This window comes from Acanthopleuribacter pedis (assembly GCF_017377855.1).
Taxonomy (GTDB): domain Bacteria; phylum Acidobacteriota; class Holophagae; order Acanthopleuribacterales; family Acanthopleuribacteraceae; genus Acanthopleuribacter; species Acanthopleuribacter pedis.
On the sequence record NZ_JAFREP010000013.1, the window covers coordinates 277,887 to 303,986 of the forward strand.

Annotated in this window: 11 protein-coding genes; 4 read left to right on the forward strand and 7 right to left on the reverse strand. The window is 53.8% G+C overall.

What is annotated here, in order from left to right; translation table 11 throughout:
- Positions 1-291: 291 nt before the first annotated feature.
- The 7 genes from J3U88_RS14560 to J3U88_RS14590 form a co-directional block, all read right to left on the reverse strand.
- On the reverse strand, positions 292-630 hold the full coding sequence (locus tag J3U88_RS14560) for a hypothetical protein (protein ID WP_207859595.1): 339 nt from the start codon (positions 628-630) through the stop codon (positions 292-294).
- Between the two features lie 448 nt (positions 631-1,078).
- On the reverse strand, positions 1,079-1,813 hold the full coding sequence (locus J3U88_RS14565) for a hypothetical protein (protein WP_207859596.1): 735 nt from the start codon (positions 1,811-1,813) through the stop codon (positions 1,079-1,081).
- Positions 1,814-5,338: an RHS repeat-associated core domain-containing protein gene (locus tag J3U88_RS35010; protein WP_207859597.1), complete on the reverse strand. Its 3,525-nt coding sequence runs from the start codon at positions 5,336-5,338 to the stop codon at positions 1,814-1,816.
- Positions 5,339-5,632: 294 nt separating this feature from the next.
- Positions 5,633-5,926, reverse strand: a complete 294-nt coding sequence (locus J3U88_RS14575) for a hypothetical protein (protein ID WP_207859598.1) — start codon at positions 5,924-5,926, stop codon at positions 5,633-5,635.
- 6 nt (positions 5,927-5,932) lie between these two features.
- On the reverse strand, positions 5,933-6,292 hold the full coding sequence (locus J3U88_RS14580; protein ID WP_207859599.1) for a hypothetical protein: 360 nt from the start codon (positions 6,290-6,292) through the stop codon (positions 5,933-5,935).
- Complete coding sequence (locus J3U88_RS14585; protein WP_207859600.1) at positions 6,280-19,212, reverse strand: RHS repeat-associated core domain-containing protein; 12,933 nt, start codon at positions 19,210-19,212, stop codon at positions 6,280-6,282. Before J3U88_RS14585 ends, J3U88_RS14580 begins: the two co-directional genes overlap by 13 nt.
- Complete coding sequence (locus J3U88_RS14590) at positions 19,163-19,618, reverse strand: hypothetical protein (RefSeq protein WP_207859601.1); 456 nt, start codon at positions 19,616-19,618, stop codon at positions 19,163-19,165. The genes J3U88_RS14585 and J3U88_RS14590 overlap by 50 nt, the downstream gene beginning before the upstream one ends.
- A gap of 28 nt (positions 19,619-19,646) precedes the next feature.
- Between J3U88_RS14590 and J3U88_RS14595 the strand changes: the two genes are divergently transcribed.
- The 4 genes from J3U88_RS14595 (at position 19,647) to J3U88_RS14610 (ending at position 25,449) form a co-directional block, all read left to right on the forward strand.
- On the forward strand, positions 19,647-20,366 hold the full coding sequence (locus J3U88_RS14595; RefSeq protein WP_207859602.1) for a helix-turn-helix domain-containing protein: 720 nt from the start codon (positions 19,647-19,649) through the stop codon (positions 20,364-20,366).
- 87 nt (positions 20,367-20,453) lie between these two features.
- Positions 20,454-21,230 carry an outer membrane lipoprotein-sorting protein gene (locus J3U88_RS14600; RefSeq protein WP_207859603.1) on the forward strand — a complete coding sequence of 259 codons (777 nt, stop codon included), beginning with the start codon at positions 20,454-20,456 and terminating at the stop codon, positions 21,228-21,230.
- Between the two features lie 384 nt (positions 21,231-21,614).
- Positions 21,615-22,916 carry a hypothetical protein gene (locus J3U88_RS14605; RefSeq protein ID WP_207859604.1) on the forward strand — a complete coding sequence of 434 codons (1,302 nt, stop codon included), beginning with the start codon at positions 21,615-21,617 and terminating at the stop codon, positions 22,914-22,916.
- Positions 22,917-23,031: 115 nt separating this feature from the next.
- Entirely contained in the window at positions 23,032-25,449 is a 2,418-nt protein-coding gene (locus tag J3U88_RS14610; RefSeq protein WP_207859605.1) for an efflux RND transporter permease subunit, read from the forward strand.
- Positions 25,450-26,100 lie beyond the last annotated feature (651 nt).

The window sequence follows — 26,100 nt, forward strand, 5'->3', positions numbered from 1 at the left end:
TTAAAATCCCCTAGCGACTTCGACAAACCATGATTTAAGATCAGATCGCCCAATCTCACCCGCCAACAACCCCTCCAGCTTTGATAGAAGGTCACTTTTAGTAAGTTTTTGACCCATTGATTACCCCATTCTTTCTTATGAATTTTAAAAATCTTTTTAAACCATACATCCCAAAAGATTTAAATCAATACTGATTCTCACAACAGCAAAACCTCAAGTCCACTCAAGAAGAATCACCTAAAAAACACCACGCAATTTTATTCATCGCACTGCCTCCCTAATGAATTTTCATTACAAAACTTTTGAAAATTTAAGATCCGGGTGAATCCATTCCAAATCTAAAACCGCAAGCCCTAGACAATCAAGAAACTCGAAGATATCTTCTTCTGGAGAGTCCACATAAGAAAAAATATCGATACCTAGTTTTTCAACATCTACCGAAAGCATGACTCCGATTTTCTGCCCCGAACTCATCAAAAAACAACCAACTAGCACATTACCAAAGATGTCATAAACATCTTTCTCCAACTCAAACCTAAATTTCTCAAAAACACTTAAATAACTCCTCCCAAGCCCGCAACCTACAAACTGTAGCCTTTTATCCCAATCTTCCTTAGGCAACTGCTTCATACGCTCTCCTAGTCTATCAGTCCCAGCATTCTTGCAAGTTCGATATTTTCCCTCATTATTATTTTTAAAACGACCCCAATTTGAATGAATGCATCTCAATTCCTTAGATGTCACATCTATGATTATAGCTTCCTTTGCTCAGCAGTATTTTATCTATTTCCTCAATCCCATCCAAAACAAAACGAAGCGTCCGAGGGTAATGTAATACTCTCTCCATCTCTAACTTAGACAGGATCCATGCCAAGTCATTCGTAGAAGTATTCAGTAATTTACCTACTCTTTCAACGGCTTGTCCGCAGGGCGTATCCATCAGCGCACTTCCCCGTACCGTTTAGTCATCATTTCAAAAACCTCCAGCGTTACCTAGCGGTTCAACAGCTTGCTTCCACTTAGAGGCCTTCCGCTGATACCTTAACGAATAGTGGTTTAAACTTATAAAACTTACCTTTCAGGTACCATCACCCTTGAAACCATGTTCATGGAGAAGTGCACCCCACTCAGATAAACCGTCATAACACTGAAGATCGGTTTGAATCGTACCATAATAGCTCCAGTAGTGATAAATCAAGGGCCATGAGATATATTCAAGATCAATATAAACATGCTTTCTAATAGTCCCTTGTGTAAACTCATAGATATATCCTTTATTGCGCTTTTCTACTCCCCCGAGGCTCACTTCATACGCGGGATTATAAAACAATATATTATCATATTTTTCAAGAATTGTTTTCCAAAGCTCAGAATGAGGCCCCACTTCTATATCGTCAAACAAAACACCCCCATCATCATCAACATATAGTATCTCGGTCTTTACAAGATGACTAAAAATCCTTAAAAACAAATTAAACCGATATTTAGATCGAAGAGAAACAGGATTCACCACAAGGGTTCTCAAATAACTCAACGAGAATGCATCAACAACCTTTGCCTGCTTGACCTGTTTTGATTTTTTCACTTGAGTTCTATTCGTTTTAATTTCCTTCCACCCCATGTAAGGCTCAAGATATCTATCAATACAATACACTGGTGGCATTTTGCGAATCTTAGATGGATTCCGGGGATAATCAAAATAAACCGTTTTGAGTTCCTCGAAAGGTGCATCGCCGAATGTAACAAACAATGGATCGCCCTCTCTCCGATCTAAAGTCAAAACAGTTTCACAATCAATCTTCACTCTTTTCAACTATCTCCCCCACCTATCTCTAGCAGAGTAAACCGCCACAATATACTTTTGATACTTAACAGCGCCAACAAATCCATCTTTCCCAAAAAGAAAAACTAATTCATCCCGTTTAGCTACGTCTCTCGCGCCCAAATTCCCTTTCAATACACCATTATAGTTATCTCCATGCATCCACACTTTATGTCTATAGAATTGATTCACCAAATCCCCAACCTCAATAGCTTTATTCTCAGGAAGAAACTTCCCATCACGCATCAAGAATGCCGGATCGAGATCTGAAATTGTTATCTCCTTCCCTCTATACCTAAAGCCCCGATCTGTGAAGGCAACAAGATCCCTCAAAATGGGGATCTTCCGTGTATACCTTTCTATGAATGACCGAGCCTTGGACTTCTTATACTTTGGCGCCATGGGTTTTGCTGGATACCGCCCATCAAATAAATGTGCGAGAACTGGGCGGCTACGAACCGCAATGGTTGTATTGGTCATTCCAGCCGTGTCCGTTATAGCATCTTGTAACTCTTTATTCAAACCACTGCGCCATAAGGGAACATAACTCCTTTTCAGGGTTTCTTGAATAGGCGCAACATAATTTCGAGGATGCACCATTTCTACAAACTCAAGCGCCATGTAGCGGTTCCACAGCTTGCCGCCTTTCGGGAGCATTCTGACGATGCCTTGACGGATGGTGCTTGAAAAGGGCGCAATGATTGCCCCGCCAAGGAAGTTTCCGGCGAGTTCGTGCCGCATTTCCGGGGTTAAGTTTTTGTCCTCGCCGGTTACGATATCCTCATTGTGCATCACGGCATAAATCATGCCGATGCCTGTCCCGTCGGCGAGGCCGCCCGAGACCACTTCATCCGCGCTTTGCCCTTTTTGCGCGCGTTCATAACCGCTGTAGACACTCATCGCGGCCATGGCGCCGACGCCGATTGCCGCCATGGTCGGTCCTGAAATGGGTAGCGACAAAATGAACATGGTGACCGCGGCGCCTTGAATCGCCCCCTTGAGCAAGGCCTGTTCTTCCGGCGTCACCGCCATCGCTTTTTCGATGATGCGAACCGCTTGCTCCGTTTTCTCCTGATCCCGGCCGATAAAACTTCCCGAACGTCTGACATCGTTCACCATGGCGCTGACCAACATGCCTCGCTCCAACCCGTTGCCGTCCATGAAAAGTACGGGGTCGCCGCCGGCGAAGGCATAGGGTTCGGTGAAGGTGGTCGGATCGTAGATGTCGGGGGCGCGGAAGTCCGGGTTGAGAAAGTGACCCAAAGCAGGGCTGTAGAAGCGGTGATGCATGTAAATCAGCCCGGTATCCAGATCCTTAAAGTGACCACTGAGGCCCAGGGGACTGGTCGGGAAAAGGGGGTCCGGGGGTAGGGTGAAATTCTGGCCGGTGTAGGGGGAACCGCGCGTCGGCGCGTTGGCGAGTGAATCCCCCCACGGTGATTGGGGATTGATGTAAACCCTTCCCGTATTTGCGTTTTTGTAGGCCAGGGGCGTGCCGAGGTGGTCCGTGAAGATGTAGTAATCCATGTCCGCACCGGTGAGGTCTTTGATGAACGCCGGGCCGGTGGGTCCTTGGCCGACGGCATGGGTCCATTGAACCTGTCCGGGGCCCTGGTACAAACCGATTGCAATGACCTTACTGCCTTGGTAAGCGAAGGCGAAGGGGGCGGTGTTGAATTGGGTGGCGGCCCGGATCCGTCGGAACTGATGGTCGTAATGGTAACGGGCCGTGATCACGTCGCCGTCGCGGATTTCGCGTAGACGGCGGTAACCGTCCCAAGTGAAGGTGCGTACCCCACCTTCACGGTCATCGATTTGGATCAGGTTGCCAAGAATCGGGTCATAGCTGTACCGGTCGGTTCCGGTGACGGCGGTTGCGCCCGCTTGGCCGACACGTTGGCTAATGCGGCGGTGATCCGCCCCGGCCTCGGTCGTGATTTGCTCATCAACGAGGGTTTGGCTGTTGAGCATTCGGGTAAATCCACCCAACAACTGGTTTTCAACACTGCCGTATTGCTCACGGATCTGGTCAAGCACCCCGTTGCTGTTGCGGTCAATGGTCACCGCGGTGAGGTGTTGGGCCTGATTGTAGGCGGGTTCGATGATTTCGCTAAAATTGCCCGCGCGACGTTCAATGCGCGTGAGGGTTTTGTCGTCGGCCTCACTGCTTTCACAGGATGCGGTCGCGTCATTCGCGCGCCGCCAGGTGAGGTCGAGAACGAAGATTTCGCCATCGTCGGCCATGCGGGCTAACGCATGGTTATCGTCGCGGGTCAGGGTGAAATGGGTCCCATCACCCCAGCGCAGGGTGCTTGGTAAACCGTCCTTCCAACCGTCGTAGGATACGGCCATTCCGGTTGATTGAAGCGCCAACAGGTTCCCGCTTGGGTCGCGGCGATAATGAAAGGTGGGACCGCCTTGAAGATCGATTTGATTCACGAAGCCGTGGCGATCATAACGATAGCGGTGTTCGATGCCGTTTCCATCGATATAGGTTTCCGGTCGCTCGGTGTTCCCGAAACGGGCGGCAGGGTCCCGACCGCTATGAACGCTTGGGTCTTGGTAGGTCCAAGCCGAAAGAACCGACCCGTTCTCGAGAATATGGCTGAGACGGCCAAGCGGGTCGTATTGGTATTGGTAAAGATCCCCCGGGCCGGTGGGATGGGTAACCCGAACCTCGCTTAGTTTGCCGTCGGCATAGTCATAATCGCGAAGCAGGTGACCGCCGAATAAAACCAGATCATGCATGCCGTGCTCGGTATAACGCCATTCTTTGAGCGCTAAGCCGGGCCGTAGGAGTTCAATCAGGCGCCCTTGGGAATCGATGTCCGCGGTGACATCGCCGGGAAAATTTAATTTTTGCGGCGCGCCATTCCCAAAAACCGAGTACACCCGATCTTGGTAGGTCAAGCTTTCCACGGCGCCCCAGTTGTTGTGGCTGTAACTGACGGGGGGCTGATTGCCGCGCTTGATGCTGCTCAAGTCGCCGAACCGGTTGTAGGTCCGCCGCGTGGTTCGGCCACCCTTGGTTTTTTGGGTCAAACAGCTCAGGCGTCCACCTTGGTGGTATTCCAAGTTGATTTCGATGCGACCGTCACCGAGATCAACCTTGCCCGGTAAGCCAAGGTGGTTGAAATCGTCGAAGGCGATGGGTTCCTCCAAGCCTTCGATTCGGGACACTTTGTTGGCGGCTTCGTCATAGCGCAAACGGATGTCTCGATCAGCAGAACGAATGCCAATCATCCGACCGAGGCCGTCACGGCTCACGACCACCTCGGTCAGGCCGTTTCGGCGCCCACGCAAAAATTCACCAAAGCCGGTTCGCTCCTGCTCAAGCGTGCCGCCGCCGGGTAGCGTGACCGTCGTCGTGTTCCCAAAATCTTCATGGCTAAACCGGGTTGTTCCGTCGGCACCGATCGATTCGGTCGGCAACGCGGCGCCTTCCGCCAAACTGAGGATACGGGTGGTTTCGCTTAGGCTATCAGCCCCGGCATGGGTCGTTTCCGTAACGACCACCCTTTTTTGACCTTCCCCAACATGAAACCCGATGTGCTGTTGATGCCCTTTCCAATCGCGGAACGATCCCCCCAATAAGCCGTCATCGCCCTGACCGCGTTCGAACAGGACCAGTTCACCCCCGGTTCGGTTGGGTTCATCGGTGGTAACGCGGCTTAGAACACCGAGTTCAGGATGGTATTAATAGGAATAAAGCACCCCGCGGGCATTGGTGTAGGTGGCGACTTGGCCTTTTTCGTCGTAGGTCATGGACCAGGAGCTTCTTACAGAAGACTGGCCCCTGATTCCCCAAGATTAATTAACCTCTGGGATGAAATCGAGAGTAAAACCCTCATTATAAGGGTTTGAGTAAGAAATTTTTCGCTCGGCTTTGTTAACACAAAAAACTCCGTAAGGGGTGTGCATCGAAAAGACGATCGAGTCAATCAACATACCCTCTTCTGTGAATTCCTCTGGGACATCTCGCGTACTACCCAGGTAATAACTTCGTTCACGGGTTTTCAAAAAAACTTCCTTAAAAGCTTCATCTTTCTCAAAAATATAAATACTTACATCACCGAACTTAACTACCATCTTCCCGCTTTTCATTCTCTTTCACCCCACGATCCATGATATAGATTTTACCCGCTGAGGAAGCTGAAGAAGGTCATTTCTAAAATGCTTGTTTTCAACTTTAATACGAATAAATTCTTGCTCTCCAATACCACGAAACAAGACGACATCCTCTTCGCACTCTGTTGAAAACAGTAGATTACCCGAATGAGGAATCGACAGAACGGGAAAAGTAGAACCGACAAAAAATCTCTTGCAAAAAACCTCAATCGCTTTATCAACGGTTCGCCCAAGAAAATACAATTCACGCTCTGTCTCCACACTAACAGGTATTAACGATTTGAATACGCAATTGAAAACGAGAACATATTCATCTGTTAACGAAATTTTCATTTGATCCATGGCGGTTTCACCTCCAGACCGTTTTCATAAAACTTGACCTTATTTTTAAAACGACTCCAATTTGAATGAATGTATCTCAACTCCTTAGATGTTACACTATGACTATAACTTCCTTTACCCAGCAGTATTTTATCTATTTCCTCAATCCCATCCAAAACAAAACGAAGCGTCCGAGGATGATGTAATACTCTCTCCATCTCTAACTTAGAAAGAGTCCATGCCAAGTCATTCGTAGAAGTATTCAGTAATTTACCTACTCTTTCAACGGCTTGTCCGCCAGGTGTATCCATCAGCGCACTTCCCCCGTATCTTTTAGAGTAATCTCTTATCGGATCATAAATCAAAAAATTAAGTTCTTCTCCGGTCCGCGGATGCCGAATGATCCGATATGAACTTGACAGACCATAGACGAGATCATCACTGTCAAAAGAAAAGGAACCAGGCGGCTCTACTACCGGAGGAGGTGGCGGGGGGGGCTGAAACGCTTTTCGGACTTCATGGTACTTTTTAAGAATACTGCCGACAAGAAAGCCGCCGCCACCGCCAAAAGAAGCATTGAGGGCGTAATGCTCCCATCCTAAAAAATCATCCTTACTACCACCCAGTATGCCGGTCACATCCATTCCAAATGTATCTACTGTCGCCGTTACGGCGCCCGCGGCAAAAGCATTACCACGAATACCCGTAACGCCTAATTTCGCAACCACACCACTCGCTAACCCTCCGGTAAAAACGGTACTCGCCGATCCAGCGATGATGGTCGCGGTATGGCCGGCTGCTTGATTGGCAAAGGTTGATCCATCGGTACGCCCAATCAAGTAATCGTCCGTTGATTTACTGAGCCGTTCGGTCCCTCCCCAGGTCGCAATATCTAAAAGTTTATAAGCTGCCTTCAGGGTCCCTTGTGCCATGACCAAAGATCCTGACGCGAGTTTCATCGCGGTTGTTTCAGCTTCTACAAACTCCTTCACCAGAAGGTCCAGCTCTTGATCAATTGCCTGACCTGTCGAGATTAGGCCGTTGGGATCAAAGAAAAGGACTGGATTTCCAGAGGCATAGGCGTATGGTTCAGTAAAGGTACGCGGGTCGTAGAGGTTCGGTGCGCGGAAGTCGGGATTGAGAAAATGGCCTAGGTCCGAACTGTAGTACCGGTTGTGCATGTAGGTCAATCCGGTGTCAATGTCAAACAGGTGGCCACTAATGCCAAGCGGAACGGTTGGGAAAATGGAGTCGGGTGGTAGCGTGAAATTTTGATTAGTGAATGGGGATCCACGGGTTGGAGCGTTGGCCAAGGAGTTGCCCCACGGTGACAGGGGGCTGAGGTAAACCGTACCGGTGTGAGTATTTTTGTAAGCTAACGGTGTACCCAGGTGGTCGGAGAAAATGTAGTAGTCCATCCCTCCACCCGTTAAGTCTTTTATAAAAGCCGGACCCATTGGTCCTTGGCCTACCGCGTGCGTCCATTGAACCCGGCCAATCCCCTCGTAAAGTCCAATTGCGATGACTTTACTGCCCTCATAGGCAAATGCTAAGGGAAGAGGGTTGTGTCTGGTAGCGGCTCGGATTCGACGGAACTGGTGGTCATAGCTGTAACTTGCCGTAAGATTGCCGTCATCGTGAATTTGACGTAGGCGACGAAAACCATCCCAAATAAAGGTGCGTACGCTTCCGTCGCGCCGGTCAATTTGGCTCAAATTGCCGAAAACAGGGTCGTAGGAATAGTGGTCCGTTCCCGTCCCCGCCCCGGTTCCCGGACTACCAATACTTTGGTAGACACGGCGATTGTCGGCGCCGGCCTCGGTGGCAAGGAGTTCGTTCAACAAAACCTGGTTATTTAGCGCCCGAGTAATACCGCCCAACAACTGATTGTGAACAGACCCATAGTTTTCCTGAATAACGTCGGTGACACCCTGACTATTGCGATAAATCGTTACGTCGGTGAGGATTTCCTCCGCACTGTACCCTGGTTCGATGATCTCGGTGAAAGTCCCCGCTTTGCGTTCGATGCGCGTGATGCGTCTATCTCGGTTGCCAACAACCTCACATAAGTCGTCCCCATCGTCCGATTGGCGCCAAGTTAGATCAAGCACGAAAACATCGGAGGTCTCAGCGATTCTCTGAAGCGTATTTTCACTTTCACGATCAATCCTAAAGGTAGTTCCGTCTCCCCAGCGCATTGTGGCGGGCAACCCCTCGGACCAACCGGAATAAGACACGGCCATTCCACTCGATTGGAGTTCCAACAATCTACCACTTTGGTCGTAGCGATAGTGAAAAGTAGGTCCACCCGATAACGCGACACGGTTTAAATAACCATATGCATCGTAATGATAGTCGTAATTGATGCCGTTGCCGTCGGTGTAAGCCAAAGGGCGTTTTCCTTCTCCCAGCCGATTCGATGAACTTTGAGCCATGATGCTGCTAAGGTCGGGATAAGTCCAGCCGGCCAAAATGGTTCCATTCTCGAGGATACTGGTGCGACGACCGTGGTCATCGTATTGGTATTGGTATAAGTCCTCAGTGCCAGATGGATTAAGAAGGCGAATTTCACGAAGGTAACCGCCAACATAATCGTAATCACGCACCAAACTACCACCAAAAAGAATTTTGTCTTGCTGACCATCATCGGAATAAGTTATCTCTTTGAGCGCTAAACCTGGACGCTTGATTTCAATTAGACGACCGCGAGAATCCACATCCGCGGAAATATCACCCGGGAAACTTAGTTTCTGAGGATAGCCGGATCCAAAAACGGAATATTCTTGATCCTTATAGGTCAAGGAAGCAACGCCTCCCCAGCGGTTGTAGCTGTATTCAATAGGTTCCTGGTTGCCCACTTTGATACTGGTGAGATCACCCAAGGTACTGTATGTACCCCGCATGGTTTGGCCACCAATTGTTTTTTGGGTTAGGCAACTTAGCCGTCCGCCCTGATGATATTCAAGATTCATAACCAAACGCCCATTTCCAATATTTACGCTTTCCGGTTGACCGAGATGATTGAAACCAGAAAAAACAATGGGTTCTTCCAAACCGTCTACACGTGACAAAGTGTCTGCAGCGTCATTATAGGTCACTCGAATATCTCGTTCAGGGGTACGCATCCCCGTGATCCGTTCGCGGTTATCCCGCCGAATTTCCAGTTGGATTAAGCCGTTTTGGCCTTGGCGCAACAACGAACCGAAACCATTGATTTCACGCATCATCGTTTCTCCACTCGGCCGGCTGACCTCGGTTTGGTTGCCAAAATCTTGGTGGTTATAAGAAGCAATACCATCTGGCCCGAGTGATTGAGTCAACAACCCACTTCCCTCCAAAAACCGAAGAGACCATGTACGCTCACGCTCGGGGTCACGGCCAGAGTTCGCGGAATCGGTAAGCGTGATACCCTTTTGGCCCTCAGCGATATTCAGCTTTATTGTCTGTTGTCGCCCTAACCAATTGCCAAACCGGCCGCTAAGTAAACCCGCGCCATCCGCGCCACGGACAAACAGTTCCAATTCAAGACCGCTCCTGTTCGGTTCATTGGTGCTGACACGGTTCAAAATCCCCAGCTCAGGATGATACTCATAGTGATACAAGACACCGCGCGGGTTGGTAAAGGTATCGACTTGACCCGAGTTGTTATAGGTGAGTGACCAACTTTGGCCGTTGGGGTCGGTTCCAGCAACAGGGCGACCATGATCATCGAAGATTGTCGTTAAGGAGGCGACGCTGGTGGTACCTTCACGACCGAATTCGATCCGTCCAGGAGAACCACTCGCATGGTATTCACGAAACGTCACCAAACGCTCTCCCAGTCGAATTTCCTCAATCTCGCCCTCGCCGTTAAGCTTTAGATTGCTTAATTGACCACCTTGGTCAGTAGCGTACAAGAAACTATTCTCAACAGCGCTTAACGTGGATTGGATGGTGAAGCTGTTTCCGCTTTTCTCATCCTCACGGGTCAGCAGTTGCTGGTTACCGTACGAATCCATAAACCGCAGGCTTGAGTTACTTTTCGAAAATTCATTCTGTGAATCAATTTGTCGTTCCTGATAGTGAGTCGTTTGCCTCCCTCCACCACCGCTGGTTTCAAATGCTCGCCCAAAACCGTCAAACATGGTGGTAGCCAACCCAATTCCCGGCAACTCGCGTTGTTGTTCCATCAGACCTGTCCTGATGGTTGACGGCTCGCGGTCAGTCTGCCCGGAAATGGAAACGCCGCCTTCGGTGACCAAAATACCCTCTGGACCTTTAACCACGGTGAGGCTTTTGCTAACCCCCCCTGGTCCCGTTACTCCAATGACAATATCGGTATCCTCAAAATAGGCGAACGAAATCGTTCCAGAAGTCGGACCATCTGAAGAAACAGCGGTAACCATTCGTCCAAGGGGATCGTAAGTCATTGAAATCGTATTCGAAACAGGGCTTACCCCATTCATTTCACGGAGCAACCCTCTTTCGTCAAACCGCTCCACCCATCTCTCGGCAGTTGCCAATCGTTCGTTGGTGACCTGACGCCGGTTTTCCACGCTTTCATATGCGAAGGTGAGGATCTTTTTTCCGGTTTCAGCCCGGGTTACGCGCCCCATAGGATCTCGATCAATCAGGCTAAGTGTCCCCAATCGGTCTCCGCCGACTACCTCGGCAAACCGGTTGAATGTCCATTTAGTGTGTTTGCTGGTGCCATCGAAGGAAAGAACTGTCTTCTCTCGCTTGCTGTCTCTCTGCCCACCAATAGGTAAATATTTTTGGGTTGTTTCGCTTCCCTGGATTAAGCCAGTAGGGCCTTCTGTCCGAACCGGAACTCCACTATCGCTGAAATAAGTAGTTAGCGAATCACCCGAAATACTGTCACTGCCAACGTAGGTCGTTTTATCAGGATAACTAAAGGTCCAAGTAACGTCCCCGTCCACCAGCGACGACGGCTCCATCCAGCGTTCCGGCAAAGACATGTAAGTCAATGTTTTCGTGCGATTATGGCTGGATATCGAGCTAACCAACCCGTGCTCATTCGTCTCAATACGGCGGTCTAAATAACTATCCGCGGTAATAAACCATCCTAGAAGCGAAAAGTTTACATTTCGCACAGCTTCGTCTGGATGTTGTACCGCCTGAAGGTCTTTTTGTTCCCAGGTCGTAGTAAAGTCGAAATCCCCGCCTGGAGACCAGCCCGAACTCAGCAATAATCCGTTCACCTCCGCAAACGAAACTGAAGACGTGAAGGTATCACAACCCGAAACGGATATCTTTGTTGGGCGACCAGTCGAGTCATCGGTGGCCGGCGTGATTAATTTGTCACACAAGCCGTAATTAATGCGATCCACATACAGATTACGTTTGCCCAGATAGGACAATTGCATCAGTAGTTCACGCTCATCCTGGTTCCGTATTTTCTCTACCTTGGTGAGGCGTTTGAGGGTGAAATCGCCCAGTTCGATGGGGTCGCCGTCCTCGTTTTCTAGCGCTTCCCATCCGTACACCATGGTGCGTGTGTCGCCCGGTGCCTTTACCGCGGCCTCGGTAAGGTAACCCTCGTCATCGTAGGTGTATTCAATTTCCAACCCATTTTCCTGTTGGGTTTCGATGACCATGCCCTGTGGTAGCTGCTTGTACTTGCGCTCGAGTTGCCGCTTGCCGCCGCCGTCGTTGGGCTTGTCGACAATCAAACGCGGGTGACGTTCAGCCCGCTCCCCACTCGCCCAAAATTCGTTTTCCCACGGCTTGTCTTTGCGCACCTGCTCTTTTAACGCGGTGTAGAAAGATCCGGGCGTGTCGCTGTCGCCGGCCTCACGTACGACCGGATAAAACATGCGGCGCACGATTTCCGAACTACCCTTGATCTCTTGCTCCGCGCCCAAGCTCAGTCCCTCGTTCAATTTTTTGAAAGTACCGTAAAGATCAGGGAAGGTACGCGCACCCACCACGCGGTACAGCGCGTTGCCAAGATGGTTAAAGCGCCATTCATTGTTTTCGGGGTCGTGGTTAAAACTCGAAAAGGGATCGCTGTAAAAACCGACCTGATCCAAGTCGTCGTTTAACTCGCCCTGAAGCAAGAACACGCCCGGCTGCTCTAACTGCAACTGAATCATGGGCTTGGTATCGTCACCAATGTCGCTGGGTTGGTTCGGCAACAAGCCGGCACGCCACCAGATCGGCACCGAGGCGTACAACTTTTGCGGGTCCAGCATGCCCACGCCGTACAACCCGGTCCCCAACGCGTATTCCCAAGCGTACGCCCGCGACGGCGAAAGATCGAGGCGCGGGTCGATCCCCGGCACCGGGACGTCGGTGTCATGGAGCTCCGGGGTGCGGCTCAGCAGATCGATGGGTCCCGCGAAGCGGTGGCCGTCCAAATACCGGGTCGCGGGCTGACGGTAAACCACCAGGAAATCGACGGTGTCTTTCTTTTGCACGCTGAGATTTTTATAAATTTCGTATTCCCACTTGAGGTGCAGGTAACCCCCGCGGCGGAGGTCGACCGCGTTATTTCCCTCGGATAGGTGCTCGGTCAATTCGGTGGTGTTGAAAGCAACCATGCCCGCCGTGTGGCGGATCCCACTTTGGTATTCGAAGTCGATGCCGGGTCCGACCATCTTTAACTGGAGTGACTCGCCCTGCTCCAGCTCAATGCCCCAGCTCCCGGTCTCCATATGGAAACCGGTAAAACCCTCGCGGCCGAGGTCCGGGAGATCGGTGGCATACAGCACGCCTTGCGGCATGTAACGCAAAGGGTCGTCGGCGTCGCGGTCGGCGTTGTCTTTTTCGCTCGCCTGCCACGAGGCGAGGTCGTACGTAAGCCAACCCTGGCTACGGTAGTTAACGGGAACGAGGGTCACCTCATGGAGCACCTGTTCCGCTTCGTCGCGGCTGCTGAAGCTGAGGCGCCCATGGTAAAACGCCAAATGCTCACCGAAGGGATCCAAATCGTTCAAAACTTCGTTGTCGACTTCCCAAAAAACCAAGCCCGCGTTTTCTGGGTCGGCCAAATCGATTTCCAACGGCAGTTCAACATCTTCTTCACTGAGTTGCTCGGAGACGTGATCGAACAGGGTCTGCAAGGCCCACACCTTGGTGACGGCGCGGCCCCGTTCGTTAAATGAAAGCGCGATCAAGCCGAAATGACGGTCGACGGCCATATCCACGGCGTCCAGGGTTTTGAGGTGCAAGGTCGGTTTAGCCCGCTGATCCAACCTAATTTCATCGGGTAATTCGTAAACGTGAACCAGGCTGCCACCGTCGGCGATGGGCGGCCGTTCATGGAACAGGGCCAAATCGCGGGTCACCAGATCGGTGCCACGCCGGTAACGCAACCCTTGCACCGCCCCGGTTAGGAGATGGCCGCCACCGTAGCGGCCGGGTGCATTGGGCGCGGGCTCCCCGGCCCCCGAAACCACGGGGTAGGCGGCGGCCAAAACGGCCTCGGGATCGTAATAACCCTGAACCGGTGCAATGGGAATGTTGCCGCGCGGTACGATTTTGTTCACACCGGGATAAGCCAGACCCGACACGCTAAACGAGAGATCGCGGCCGGTGCGGTCGGTTCGCAGAAAACCGCATACATCCACGGCGCCACGGGGATGGTTGTAACGGGATTTTTCGGTTTTGTTCCATTCCTCGCGATAGCGGTACAAGGGCAGGACGCCCCTGCCACCGTTCACACCGTCGGCCAATACCTGCAGGCGATTGACAAAATCGCGCATGTCAATCACCTCGGTATAACCAACCGGGCCGACCGGGCTCAAGTCATAAAAACCCATCAACAGGTAGGGACCGATCTGACTGATACCGCCAAGGGCGCCCGCCCCCGGAACCCCCATGCGGTAAAGGGTTTGAAAAGCGCCGTCGTTGTAACGCAGCAGCACCATTTGATGGTTTTTTGTGAAGGAGGACCAATAGGTGATCACCACGACGGTACCTTGCGGGACGACCTGGTAGCGGCGCGCGCCCGGCTGATGACCCAATCCCTGCAACTCGGAACCCGGCGGCGTACCGAGCGCAACCGGGGCAAACACTTCCATATCGGGAAAATGGACCCCGGCAGCGGTCAGGTTAACCGTGGCCAGGCGCGCTTTCGGCTCACGGGTGGTGTCTTCAACGTAAAGCTTCATGCTGCCTTCATCACCCTGGGCAACGGGACCAAGGTGGAAGGTTAAGTTTTGCAGGCCGGCTGATGCGCGTCGCAGGGTGCCCCCCGCATTGAGCGGGATGGGATCGGTTTTGCGGGTCTTGAATTCACTGGTAAATCCTGGCTGTTCCCGGTTTTCCGCGTCAAAATGAATGAGCCCGTCGCCATTTTGGTCGCGGAGGTTTTTGAGTTCCAGCTTGTAGCCTGCATCAAAGCGCAAGGCCTCGGTGGGCAAGATGTACAAGGTGGAGACCCAGTCTGCCGCATCAATAGGAAGCAAGTCGGCATCCAGCAACAACAGGTCGATCTCGTGCGCCGCTTCATCGGTCAAAACCACATGGGTCGTCGCCACATTACGCACCGATTCGGTGAACTGAACCACGATGGGATCGGTGGGAAAGACGTCATCTTGATCGGGATAGGGATCCACGGACAACACGGTGGGTTTGTTTTCGGGGTCGTTCAGCGTTTGGATTTCAGCGTCGCGGATGAGCAGGGTTCGCCTGAAGGTTTGCATGGGATAGGTGGCGCCGTCGGATGGATAAATGAGCGCCTCAATTTTTAGAATTCGGCCGGTCGGCGGCACACCGAACCAGTCGTATTCCATGTTAAAAGCGTTTTGGGCGGTGCTGTTGCTTTCATCGACCCGCACCGACGGGAGACCGGACACATTGACAATGAAATGATCGATCTCTTGATCCGAGGAAACGACGAGACGAAGACCACGCTCAAAGCGCGGGCCCCGCGGGTCGCTCGGCACCTCGGGCCGCTCAAAATAACCGTGGCGCCGCAAGATTTCGGTGTCGTCCTCAAGCACCACCACCTCGGCGTCTTCCTCGTCGGCCAAACGTTCCACAACCGACCAGGCGATGTTCATTTCAGCTTGGTTGGGGGTCTGACCCGGTTCAAGCCAACGGAACAGGAGATCGTAATGGGGGATCCACTTGCCCTCGGCGTTCAGCACCTCGCCGGTAAAGGGATCGGTCCCCACCAAGCCGGCGCCGTAAAAACCCGCCCCGGAATAGGGCACCTTCAAGTGGCCCTGAAACCCGGTGGTGCCGCGGTAATAGTAGGAAACACTGTTGCCGGCGCGGACGATGTCGTAAACGGCGGCGCCGTTAATCGGCAAAAATCCGTTGGCGCGCCCTTCGCCGAGGGTGCGGTGGTTGCCCCACCAAAACGGGGTCAACCCGCGCTCGATCAGGTAGTTCAGGTCGGCGCGGTTACCTTGGTAGTGGTCGGCGGGCTCACGCAGAGAGTGAACGTATTGGGACGACCAAGCGTAATCCAACAGAAGCTGCGTCGATGCGGCCTGCAGGGTGAGTTGAAACAAACCATAAGCGGCAACGGTAACAAAACCGGCCTTGCCCAGCTTGTTTTTTCCCTGGGGTTGATCCGCAACGGTGCTTTCGGTAACTACCTGAGCGGTGGTAAACAACCCGGTCACCTCGGGTTGATAAGGGTTAAGCGGCGCGGTTACGTCCTTGGTGAATTGCAACAGCCCGAGGTTACCGGGCGGCAGTTCTTGATGAATCGGCCGCTCGTAGGCCAGTTCCAGGGTAAAAGGCCCGCCACCGTCAACAATATTGATGGTGACGGCGTCGAGTGGGTCGTGAGCCAAACCGGCGAGCGGGGCGACCTGCTCACGCAAAGCCTTGGCCTGGTCGAGGGCAAAGCCGGCAAACTGAACCTCGCGACCAAAACCGTCTCGGCCCGCGCGCACCTTGAGGACGGTATCGCCCAATTCAAGGCGTGTTTCGGAAAAACCGAGCCGCACCTGGTTGGGGCCGGTTCGCACGCTGTCCAATAAACGCCGGTGCTGTTTCCCATCGGGCGTGGTCAGCGCAAGTGAAAAAACGTCGCCGGGTTCACCATCGAGCACCATGGAAAAGCCGCCGCTGAGGAGGGTGTTGGTCCAACTGTCGGCGGTGTTTTGGTTAAGCACGATCAGTTGGGATCGGTGCGGGTAACTGCCCCCCGGGGCGATCAGGGTGATGTTGCCGTTTTCGAGCGCAAGGTAGAAGCGGGCCAAGTCCAACGTCTGGTCCATGGCGCGGGTTTGGGTGGCGAAGGGCAGGGTTACCGCTTGCTCGAGCTTGGCGCCGTCGGCGCTGAGTAAGCTGGTGGCGATGTGGAGTTGGTAATCGCGGTCGGGCAACAACGCGGTGGAACGCACTTGAAGTTGATACTTGGCGGCATGGTAGCGCAGCGTGAGCGGTATATCCTGGTTGCCGTCACTGAGCCGAACAGCCTGGCTCCAAACAGTTTGGTCCGCGGCGAGGGCACGGCTAAAGTTTAACCGGATAATTTGCCAAGGCGGCACGAGGAGCGGGCGCTGCTCGGGTTCGACCTGGAGCAGGGAAAATTCGGGCATAGCCAAGGCCACATCCAAGGGCGCGAGAAGATCCCTTCCACTGGTGACGGGTAAATCCACGGTGGCAAGCCGTTGGGAAACCGGATCGAAGGCGCGCAAGGTTTGGGCTGAATCGCGCTGGTGGACGAAAAAGCGGTAGCGCCCATCGTCGCCCGCGCGACCAAACCAGGGATGGAAATCGCTCGACAGGAAGGTACCGGGTTGGGCCGTGCCGTTGGTGCGAACGGTACCACGCAGTTCGGAAACGGCCTCGCTCAGGTGAACCAAAGCGTAAGCGGCCGAGGTGGTCATCTCGGTTTGGGTGGGCTCGTTGCGCCAGGATCCATCCTCGTGAACAAAAACCGCGGCCAGGACCCAGCGGTCCGTATCGTGACGCAGCAGAAGCACGGAACCACCCGCCGAACGCGCGTACGCGAGTTGGGGTGCACCCGTTAAAGGTTGACTAAAGTCCGCCCGAAACATCGCAAGCTGGGTCGCGCCGACGGGGAGCGACAGGGTTAGCGCGGGATTACCACGTAACTGGACGGCACGCGGCGGCAGACCGCCGGCCGGTTGGGGGCCAAAATCAAAGTGCAGGCCGTCTTGGTCAAAGGTGTTGTTGTAGGAGAAATTCTCGGCAGGTAACTGACCACTCACGGGGCGAAAAGCGGTGGTGGCGGAACGAGTTCGACCACCGTCCGCGCTGGTGCGCATCTTAAAGGAAAGGGTGCCGACGGCTTGGTTTTCGCCGGGAACTCGGTAAAGCTGCACGTCGAGGGGATAAGCGGGAAGGTCGCTACCGCCATCATAGGTTTGGCGAATTTCATCGGCAAAAATCACGGCATGGCTACCCGAGGGGAAATCACCGGAAGCGACAAGACTGACGTTGGTCGCGGCCTCTTGGCTGGGCGAAACAACCTCGGGGTCGGTTTTAATCGAACGAAAATCGGTGTAAGACGACGGGTGCAGCGCGGTACGTTGTAAGCGATCACCAACGGCGGGCACGGCCATGCCCACATCGGGCGCGGCAACCAGCCAGGAACCGGCGCCGACATCAGGTACATCGATGTCGAGACGGGTGCCCGCCGCGGAGGAAACCGCGACGACCCGCCAGTTCGCGCCCTCTTGCTGCAACAGGACCAAGGGCGTTCCCGCGGGCGGGCCGCGCTCAAGCTGAACCGAACCCAAAACGCGACCACGCCCCTCGGCACCGAGCAGGGCGAATCCTTTCAAGGGCGACCAGCCGAGCGGTAAGAGCAGGGGCAAGGCCTGTTCGCCAAACAGCCCGGCCTGAACGCTGCCGCTAAAACCAGAAAGCGTCAACGCAACACCTGGCAGGTCAACGGGTAACGCGAGCGATTGCGCCGCGCCGCGGGCGGTCAGGCGTATATCGTGAAAACGCAAGCCGCCACCGCGGGTGACGGCGGCGCGACGCTGGAGCGGCACGTAATCGGGATGATGGATCGACAGGGTTAGCGGCGATCCATTGAGATAGCCGTCAAAGCGACCGTCGCTGTTGCTGACGGCGGTAACCGAGGTCGTTGGGGAACTCAGGACAACAGGGACCCCCGCCAGGGGGTAACCCGTCGCATCATCTAATACTTGGCCGAAGACAAACAAAGGAAAATCCACCGGTACCGACTGATCCCGTTCCAGCACATTTCCGTACCGATCACGGGCACGGTAAGAAACCGGGACAAAATCGCGATCACCGGCGTGGGTAAAGGTTTGGGAAAAAACGCTTCCATCGGCAACACGAAAAACCTCAACCCCGGCCACACTCAGGGTTTGCTGCACCAACGCGTCGGGATTTTCCGGGGTGACGGCGACGGAATAGGCCCCAAAAGCGGCGATCCGTTGCGGCAGATTGAGGACGACCTCGGGTTCAGCCGCGCGATGGTAAACAGAGACGACGCGTTCGCGTTGGTTGCCCGCGGCATCCGAAAGCAGGTAGGAAAAATCATTGCGACCTTCACGCAAGGGAAGATCGCGATCAAAAAACTGGAAGCCGTTTAAGGCAACGGGAACACCATCCCGCGTAAGGGTCAGCGCCTCGGGGACATTGTCGCCCACCCGACCAAAAACGGTCACCTGGGTTTGGTTGGTGTAAAAAGGCAGCGCGGGTTGATCCACCACCAGGCTGGGCGCGGTTTGGTCAAAGACCAAGGAATGTTTGAAGGTTTGCGCGGGTAGGGTGGGGTGAGAAACGCGAAAGAGGAGCGTATTCACACCTTCAACCAAGGGGATGTGCACCGAAAAATGGCCGGCGGCGTCCAGGGAAACTGGATTGCCGTTGAGCAACAAACCCGCGGAGGTGGGCGTAACCACCCCGGTCAGGGCGGCGCCGGCGGTGGTCTGGAAGCGATCAAAAGGGTGCAGTTCAAGGTTGACCGCATCCTGAGTCAAACTAAAGCCGGGCATAAGGAGAAAAGCAAAAACGAGGAGAACACGCTGCATCACTACCTCCAACATAGGAGCGAGCCACAAAAAAAACATCCAAAACAAAACGAAAAACAACAAGAATCAAAAACAAAGCCGGCAATCCAGGCGGATCACATCGCGTAAACACCGATGCGAAGGCAACGTATTCACGGCCGGTACCGCCAAAATTCCAGGCCAAAAATAATAAAGAAAGGGTTGATGGAACATACCACGAAAAGACCCTCGCGAAAAAAGAATCAACGGCTAATGCGGTGAAAGGCGTAGCAAACCATGCGTCCACGAACCTACGGCAGGGATGCGGCCCATCGTTTTCACAAAAATACGAAGGATGCCCGCCCATCCTCGCCACCAACGGGCGGGGCATGAGAATGCGTCGCAGGAATGTAAAACTTGGATCATGGGCTTGCTTATAAGTAAACACTTACTTATTATTCCTGTCGGAGGCTCGAATGACCAAACAAACGCGCTTAAGCGCGGAACAACGCAGAAATTCGATCATCGCCGCCGCCTTGCCACTGTTTTCGTATCAGGGCTTTAACGGGACCACCACCAAACAAATCGCGGAGAAAGCGGGCGTCTCGGAAGCCCTGCTCTACCGCCACTTCCCCTCCAAGGAACACCTTTTCTCAGAGATTCAGGGCGGACTTTGCGACCAGACCCACCGCTTCTCCGAAATCATCCAAAGCCTTGAGCCATCTACCTCCACCCTGGTCAACAGCGTCCATTTTTTACTGTCGGTGGTGTTCATCGGCGAACAAGACGCGCAACTCGCGGAAACCGATCCCCACCTCTACATCCCACGACTGATTACCCAGAGCTTGCTCGAAGACGGCACTTTTGCCCGCACCTTCTGGGACACCCACATCGAACTTTGGACCGAAAAATGGGAAGCCTGCGTCCACGCCTCGGTTGCGGCGGGCGATATGGTCGATCCCGGCGTGGATCCAGTACTGCGCTGGTGGTTTACCCATCACCTCGCCATGTCTCTACGTCTGGTTCACTTACCACCCAAACCCGCGGTTGATTACGGCTTCGAACGCGCCGAAATCCTCGACCAGGCAGCGCGCTTTTCCCTGCGTGGTTTCGGCCTCAAAGACGAAGCCATCAAGGCCCATTACAACCCCGCCATGCTGCGGTTCTTCACCGAAACGCTGTTTGGCTCGGCTTAAGCACCCCCCTATAAAACGCCCCCCCATGCAACATTCTCTCACTAACTAAGTATGCACTTACGAACTTATCCAAAAGGAGGCCTTTCTATGAAGGCGGCTGTACTGGCTTTAAGCATCGCACTCACCTTGGGCGCCCTGCCCCTCGCGGCCCAGAGCCCGGAGAAAAAAGGTCTGGAGATCGCCAAAGAAAACGAAAAAATGAACGACGGTTTTGTCGGTGAATACGCCGAGATGACGATGGTTCTGATCAACGCCCACGGTGACCGCATCGAACGCAAGATGACCACCCAAACCCGCGAGACCAAACGCGAGGGCGATCAATCGGTGTCTTTGTTCCTCTGGCCGGCCGATGTGAAAGGCACCAAGATGCTGACGTGGACCTACAAAAAGAAAGACGACGATCAGTGGCTTTACCTGCCCGCGCTGAAACGGGTCAAACGGATCAGCTCGCGCAACAAGTCCGGCGCCTTTATGGGTAGCGAGTTCGCTTACGAGGACTTGGGTAGCCAGGAAGTGGAGAAGTTTAAACACAAGTGGTTGGAAGATACGCGGTTGGACGGCCGTGAGGTGTGGAAACTGCAGCGGATTCCCGTCAGTCGGAAAAGTGGTTACAGCAAACAGATTACCTGGGTCGACAAGGAATACCACAACCCCCTCAAAACGGAGTACTACGACCGCAAGGGCGAGTTGATGAAAACGGCGACCTTCCGCGATTACCGCAAGCTGGGGGAGCACTGGCGCGTTCACGAAATTGAGATGAACAACCACCAAACCAAAAAATCGTCGATTATCACCTGGTCCAAACGCGAGGTCGGCAAAGATTACGACGAATACGAATTCGAAAGCGACAGCTTGGTGAACTAAGCAACACGGCGCTTGGTCACGCCCCGTGAAGGGGTTGATCAAACGCGGTAACGGGCTGGGAAAACATCGGATTTATCCCTCATTCCTTTTTCCAAGCCCAGCTTTTCCCAGGTAATTGGTAGAATCGACCCCATCACATGCGTTTTGACCCGAAATGCGCTCTTTACGGCGAAAAAACGAACGGGTGATGGGCCGTGGCAGCAACCTTCCACGCCGCCCACACACTTTTCGCCGTCTCGCGCGCGTCTCGGGCCCGCTCCTTGGAACGGGTGTTGGCAACGGAACCCTCCGCCCAACACCGTGCCTGTTCCAGGCGGGTACCGCGATTTGGACGATCACGGCGCCCGCTCGCCCTCGATTCTCACCCATGTTGGAGGACCCCTCATGAACCCGCACCAGCCAAGTCGAACCCGCAAATCGAATCTTGGTCTTTGGATCCTATCCCTTTGCCTGTTTCCGCTTTGTGCTGTCGACGCCTTCGCCAACCTGCGTTTTAAAGGGGAAGTCGCGCTCGAGAGCCGTCAATTCACCGACGACGACAACGATGAAACCACCGATGCCGGTGCCGCGCTGTTCACCCGGCTGGAAGCCACCTTCAAGCGCCGCCGCTGGCGCGCCTCGGTGCGCGGGATCGCCCGTTACGACGTCGAAGACGACAACCGCGAGATCTACGCGATTGAAGAGGCCTGGATTGGCTACCGCGGCCGCGGATGGGAATTCCGCTCCGGTTACCAAATGCTGAACTGGACCGCCACCGAAGCCTTCCACCCGGCCGACTTCATCAACAGCCGTAACTACGACAGCAACATCGAAAATGCCGAGAAGTTGGGCGAATTGATGATCTCTCTACGCAAGAGTTTGGGTCGTGGGGCGCTAACCTTTTATTATATGCCGCGTTTCGAGGAGCCGGAATTTCCCGGACCCAGTTCACGGCTTTCACTGGTTCCCGACGGGTTCGACCTGGGTCCCTACCGTATTTGGGAGGACGACGGCGATTTAACCCGCGACAAAAACGTGAATCAGTGGGGCGGCCGGTTTACGCAAACCCTCGACAACGTCGACCTCAGCCTGCATTACATCGATCATATCGAACGCAATCTACCGATTGTCGTCCCCCTCGACGAAGACGATTTTCCCGACCCCGACGGCACCCTGGCGATTCCCATCTACCAGCGGGTGATTGATGTCGGCGGTACCTATCTGCAAATCATGGGTCCCTGGATCGCAAAGGTCGAGTTCTCTCACAAGAACTTTGTCAAACCCGACGGTTTTTCACTGCTGCCGGAAATCTCCGATCACGGCCAAGCGGCTTTTGGTTTGGAATACGGCTGGGCCACCGGAAGCGGCGCCGACGTGGTGTTGCTCTTTGAAGCCCAGGGTTTGATTGGTCCCGGCAAGGAACGCCGCGCCGAGCTCAACACGTTCCAACGCGACGTGTTGCTGGGCTACAGCCACGCCTGGAACGACACCATGGACCGCCAGTTGTTGGTCACGGTCATCCACGATGTGGAGCGCAGCAACGAAACGCTGATCAACGCCCGTTATTCCCAACGACTGACCGACACTTGGAAAATTCAGGGCGGTTTCCGCATCGTGGAAGCACCGCCCAAGGAAGAAGACGCGGTGGGTCTGGAGCTGCTACACGAGGCCAACCAAGTCTATCTGACCCTTACCCGATTCTTCTAACGTCCCCCCCCTGCGCCGACGGCAACCGGACGCCGCCGGGGCACCACTTCTCAATCCGATTCGGTTAGCCCCGTCCATCACACCGACTCGGACCCCGTTCTAAGGAGCATGTGATATGTCCAACGACGAAAAGACAACCTTAAGCTACCGAACCGCCGAATTTCTGGTCAAAAAACCCATTCTATCGATTGCCTTCGGCGTGCTTTTTATTGCTGCATTTGTCTCAGGTCTGCCCTACCTCGGTTCCGACTTCAGTTATCGTATGTGGTTCCGCGAAACGGATCCCTTGCTGCAAGCCTTTGATGAGTTCGAACGCCAATTCGGCAACGACGAAAATGTGGTGATCGCGATTCATTCCGAATCCGGCGTGTTTGATATGGACACGGTGCGGCTGATCCACCAGTTGACCGAGGACATGTGGCAGGTCAAGGAAATCATTCGGGTTGACTCCTTGTCCAACTTTAATTGGGTCCACGCGGAAGATGACGAAATGATCGTCGAACCACTGATTCCCGATTTGGAAGAGCTCGAGCTCCTTGAGCCGGATGAATTGGATTCGTTGCTGGCGGCGCGCTACGAGGTGGCGCGCAACCACGAAACGGTACCAGGTTACCTTTTGTCACCGGACGGCAAAATGGCGCTGGTGATTGGGGTGCTCAAGCCGGCCATCGGCGGCACACCCGATTACAACGAGGTGATGTCGAGCGCGCGCATGCTGATGCGCAAGTACAGCAGCGAACCCCTCTCCGAGAATTTGCGCGACGATACCTTTTTGCCCAAGTACGTCGGTCAGGGGGATCATACCTTTTATATGTCGGGCAGTTCGGCGGTGAGCCAGACCTTTAAGGATGTGACCGAGGCCGACCTGGAAACCATGATCCCGATTTTGTTGCTGGCGATTGTGGCCTTTTTGCTGATTTCCTTCCGCCGCGTTTCGGCGTTGATCCTGCCTTTTGTCATCATCGTGCCTAGTTTGATGATGGCCCTCGGTTTCGCGGGTTGGACGGGGTTTAAGTTTAACAACCTAACCTCCACGGTTCCCCACATTCTGATCGCCATCGGCATCGCGGACGCGGTTCACATTCTGGTGACCTTCTTCCAGTTCCGCCGCATGGGTTACGAAAAGGTTGAGGCCACCAAAAAGACCTTGGACAAAAACCTGCTGCCCACCTTGTTAACCAGTGTCTCAACCACCATCGGTTTCTTCAGTTTCACCACGGCCGAGTTGGTGCCCATCATCGGCATGGGTGTGTTGGCCGGGGTCGGCACCATGTTCGCCTGGATCGTCACCATTTTTGTGTTGTGCCCGCTGCTGACGATGCTGCCGATCAAGGTCAAAAAAGAAGAAAACGCGACCCACATTTCAGACGCCCACCCTTTGGCAATCCGTTACGTGGCCTGGCTGCAAAAAGTGCGCATCCCGGTGATTGTCTCTTTCGGCTTTTTGGCGGTGTTTGCAGTATACGTCGCGCTCCAAAACGAGATTAACGCGGACGTGTTTAAGTACTTCTCCACCAACGTCCACACGCGGATTGCCAACTTCTACATTGAAGACCAGGTCGGCGGTATTTCGGCGATTGAGATTACCATCGACAGCGGCGAACCGGACGGCATCAAAAACCCGGCGTTCCTGAAAAAGGTCGAACGTTTGGAGGATTGGCTCGATTCCCGCTACCACATCACCAAAACCATTGCGATCACGGACATCATCAAACAATCCAACCGTTCGCTGAACAACGAGGATCCGGCGGCCTACATCATCCCCGACAACCAAGAACTGGTGGCCCAGGAGCTGTTCCTGTACACCATGAGTTTGCCCCAGGGCATGGACCTCAACAACCGCATGACCCTCGACAACCGGCGCATGCGTTTGTCGGCGATGACGACGATGCACAAGTCGGCCGAGGCCGTCGCCGAGTTCGACCTGATCGAGATCAAAGCCAAAGAGTTTGGGCTCGACGCCATGATCACGGGCAAAAACCCGCTGTACCACCGCATGAACGGCTACGTGGTGGAAACCTTCATCAAATCCATTTTGCTGGCCGTGTTCTTGGTTTCCATTTTGATGGTGGTGATCCTGCGCAGCGTCAAGTTGGGGTTGATGTCCATGATTCCCAACCTGATGCCCTTGGTTTTCGGCGGTATGTTCATGACCCTGCTTTCCAAACCGCTGGATATCGGCACGGTATTGGTGGCCTCGACCTGCCTCGGCATCGCGGTTGACGATACGGTTCACTTCCTCACCAACTACCTGCGATGGCGCCGCGGCGGCGCGAGTCGCCAGTTGGCGGTGGCCCACGTCATCACCCACACCGGCCCGGCCCTGATGGTGACCACCATGATTCTGGTCGCCGGCTTCGGCACCTTCGCCTTCGCGGCATTTGTGCCCAACATCAACTTCGGGATTTTGACGGCCATCGTACTAACCACGGCCATCGTGACCGACGCCACCTTGCTCCCGGCCCTGATTCTGGGCAAAGAACAGGAACAAGAAGAGCCCAGCGACCAACAGGTTGTCGAGGCCGCGGCTTAACCCAAACCTCAACCAAAACGCAAAAACGCCGGTACTCCCTGACGCAGACGACGCTTGCTCCCGCGCTTTACTCGCGGGAGCCGAGAGAAAAGCGCCGGGGTGGTACCGGCGTTTTTTTATGGAATCCCTTGGGTTCGCACGCGGGCAGCTAGCCCGCATTTCTCACCAGAATTCGTCGCAAGGCTTTGAAATCACTACGAGTACACAGGTTACGACCAAGGACAAAGGTAGCGGGACCAACCTATCGCGGGGCCGATCTATCGGCGGTGCAGCGCTCCGTCGAGGCTGTCCCACCGTTGCTTTGAAACGGCGCAACCAAGTAACCTAAGTAATCACAGCTATTTCAGGGCCGCAACAGAACTTCGGGTGAGAAATGCGGGCTAGGAACCGGCAAATACGGTCTTTTTTAATTCGGCTCCCCAAGTTTGTGATTTAATGTTGTGAAATCCGCATCAAAACTTTACGCACCGCGGTTTACTGCTTTTTCGGAATCACCTCGGCAAAATCACCGAAGCGCCATCCGACAGAGCAACACATCGGCTTTGTGCGGTGTGACATTGATCGATACGTTCTTATGTCCCAAACTCTTGCCCATTTGGCACGTGGATCGGACACGCGGAACGGCAAGGCCCGCCGCGGGGCCTGTTGATC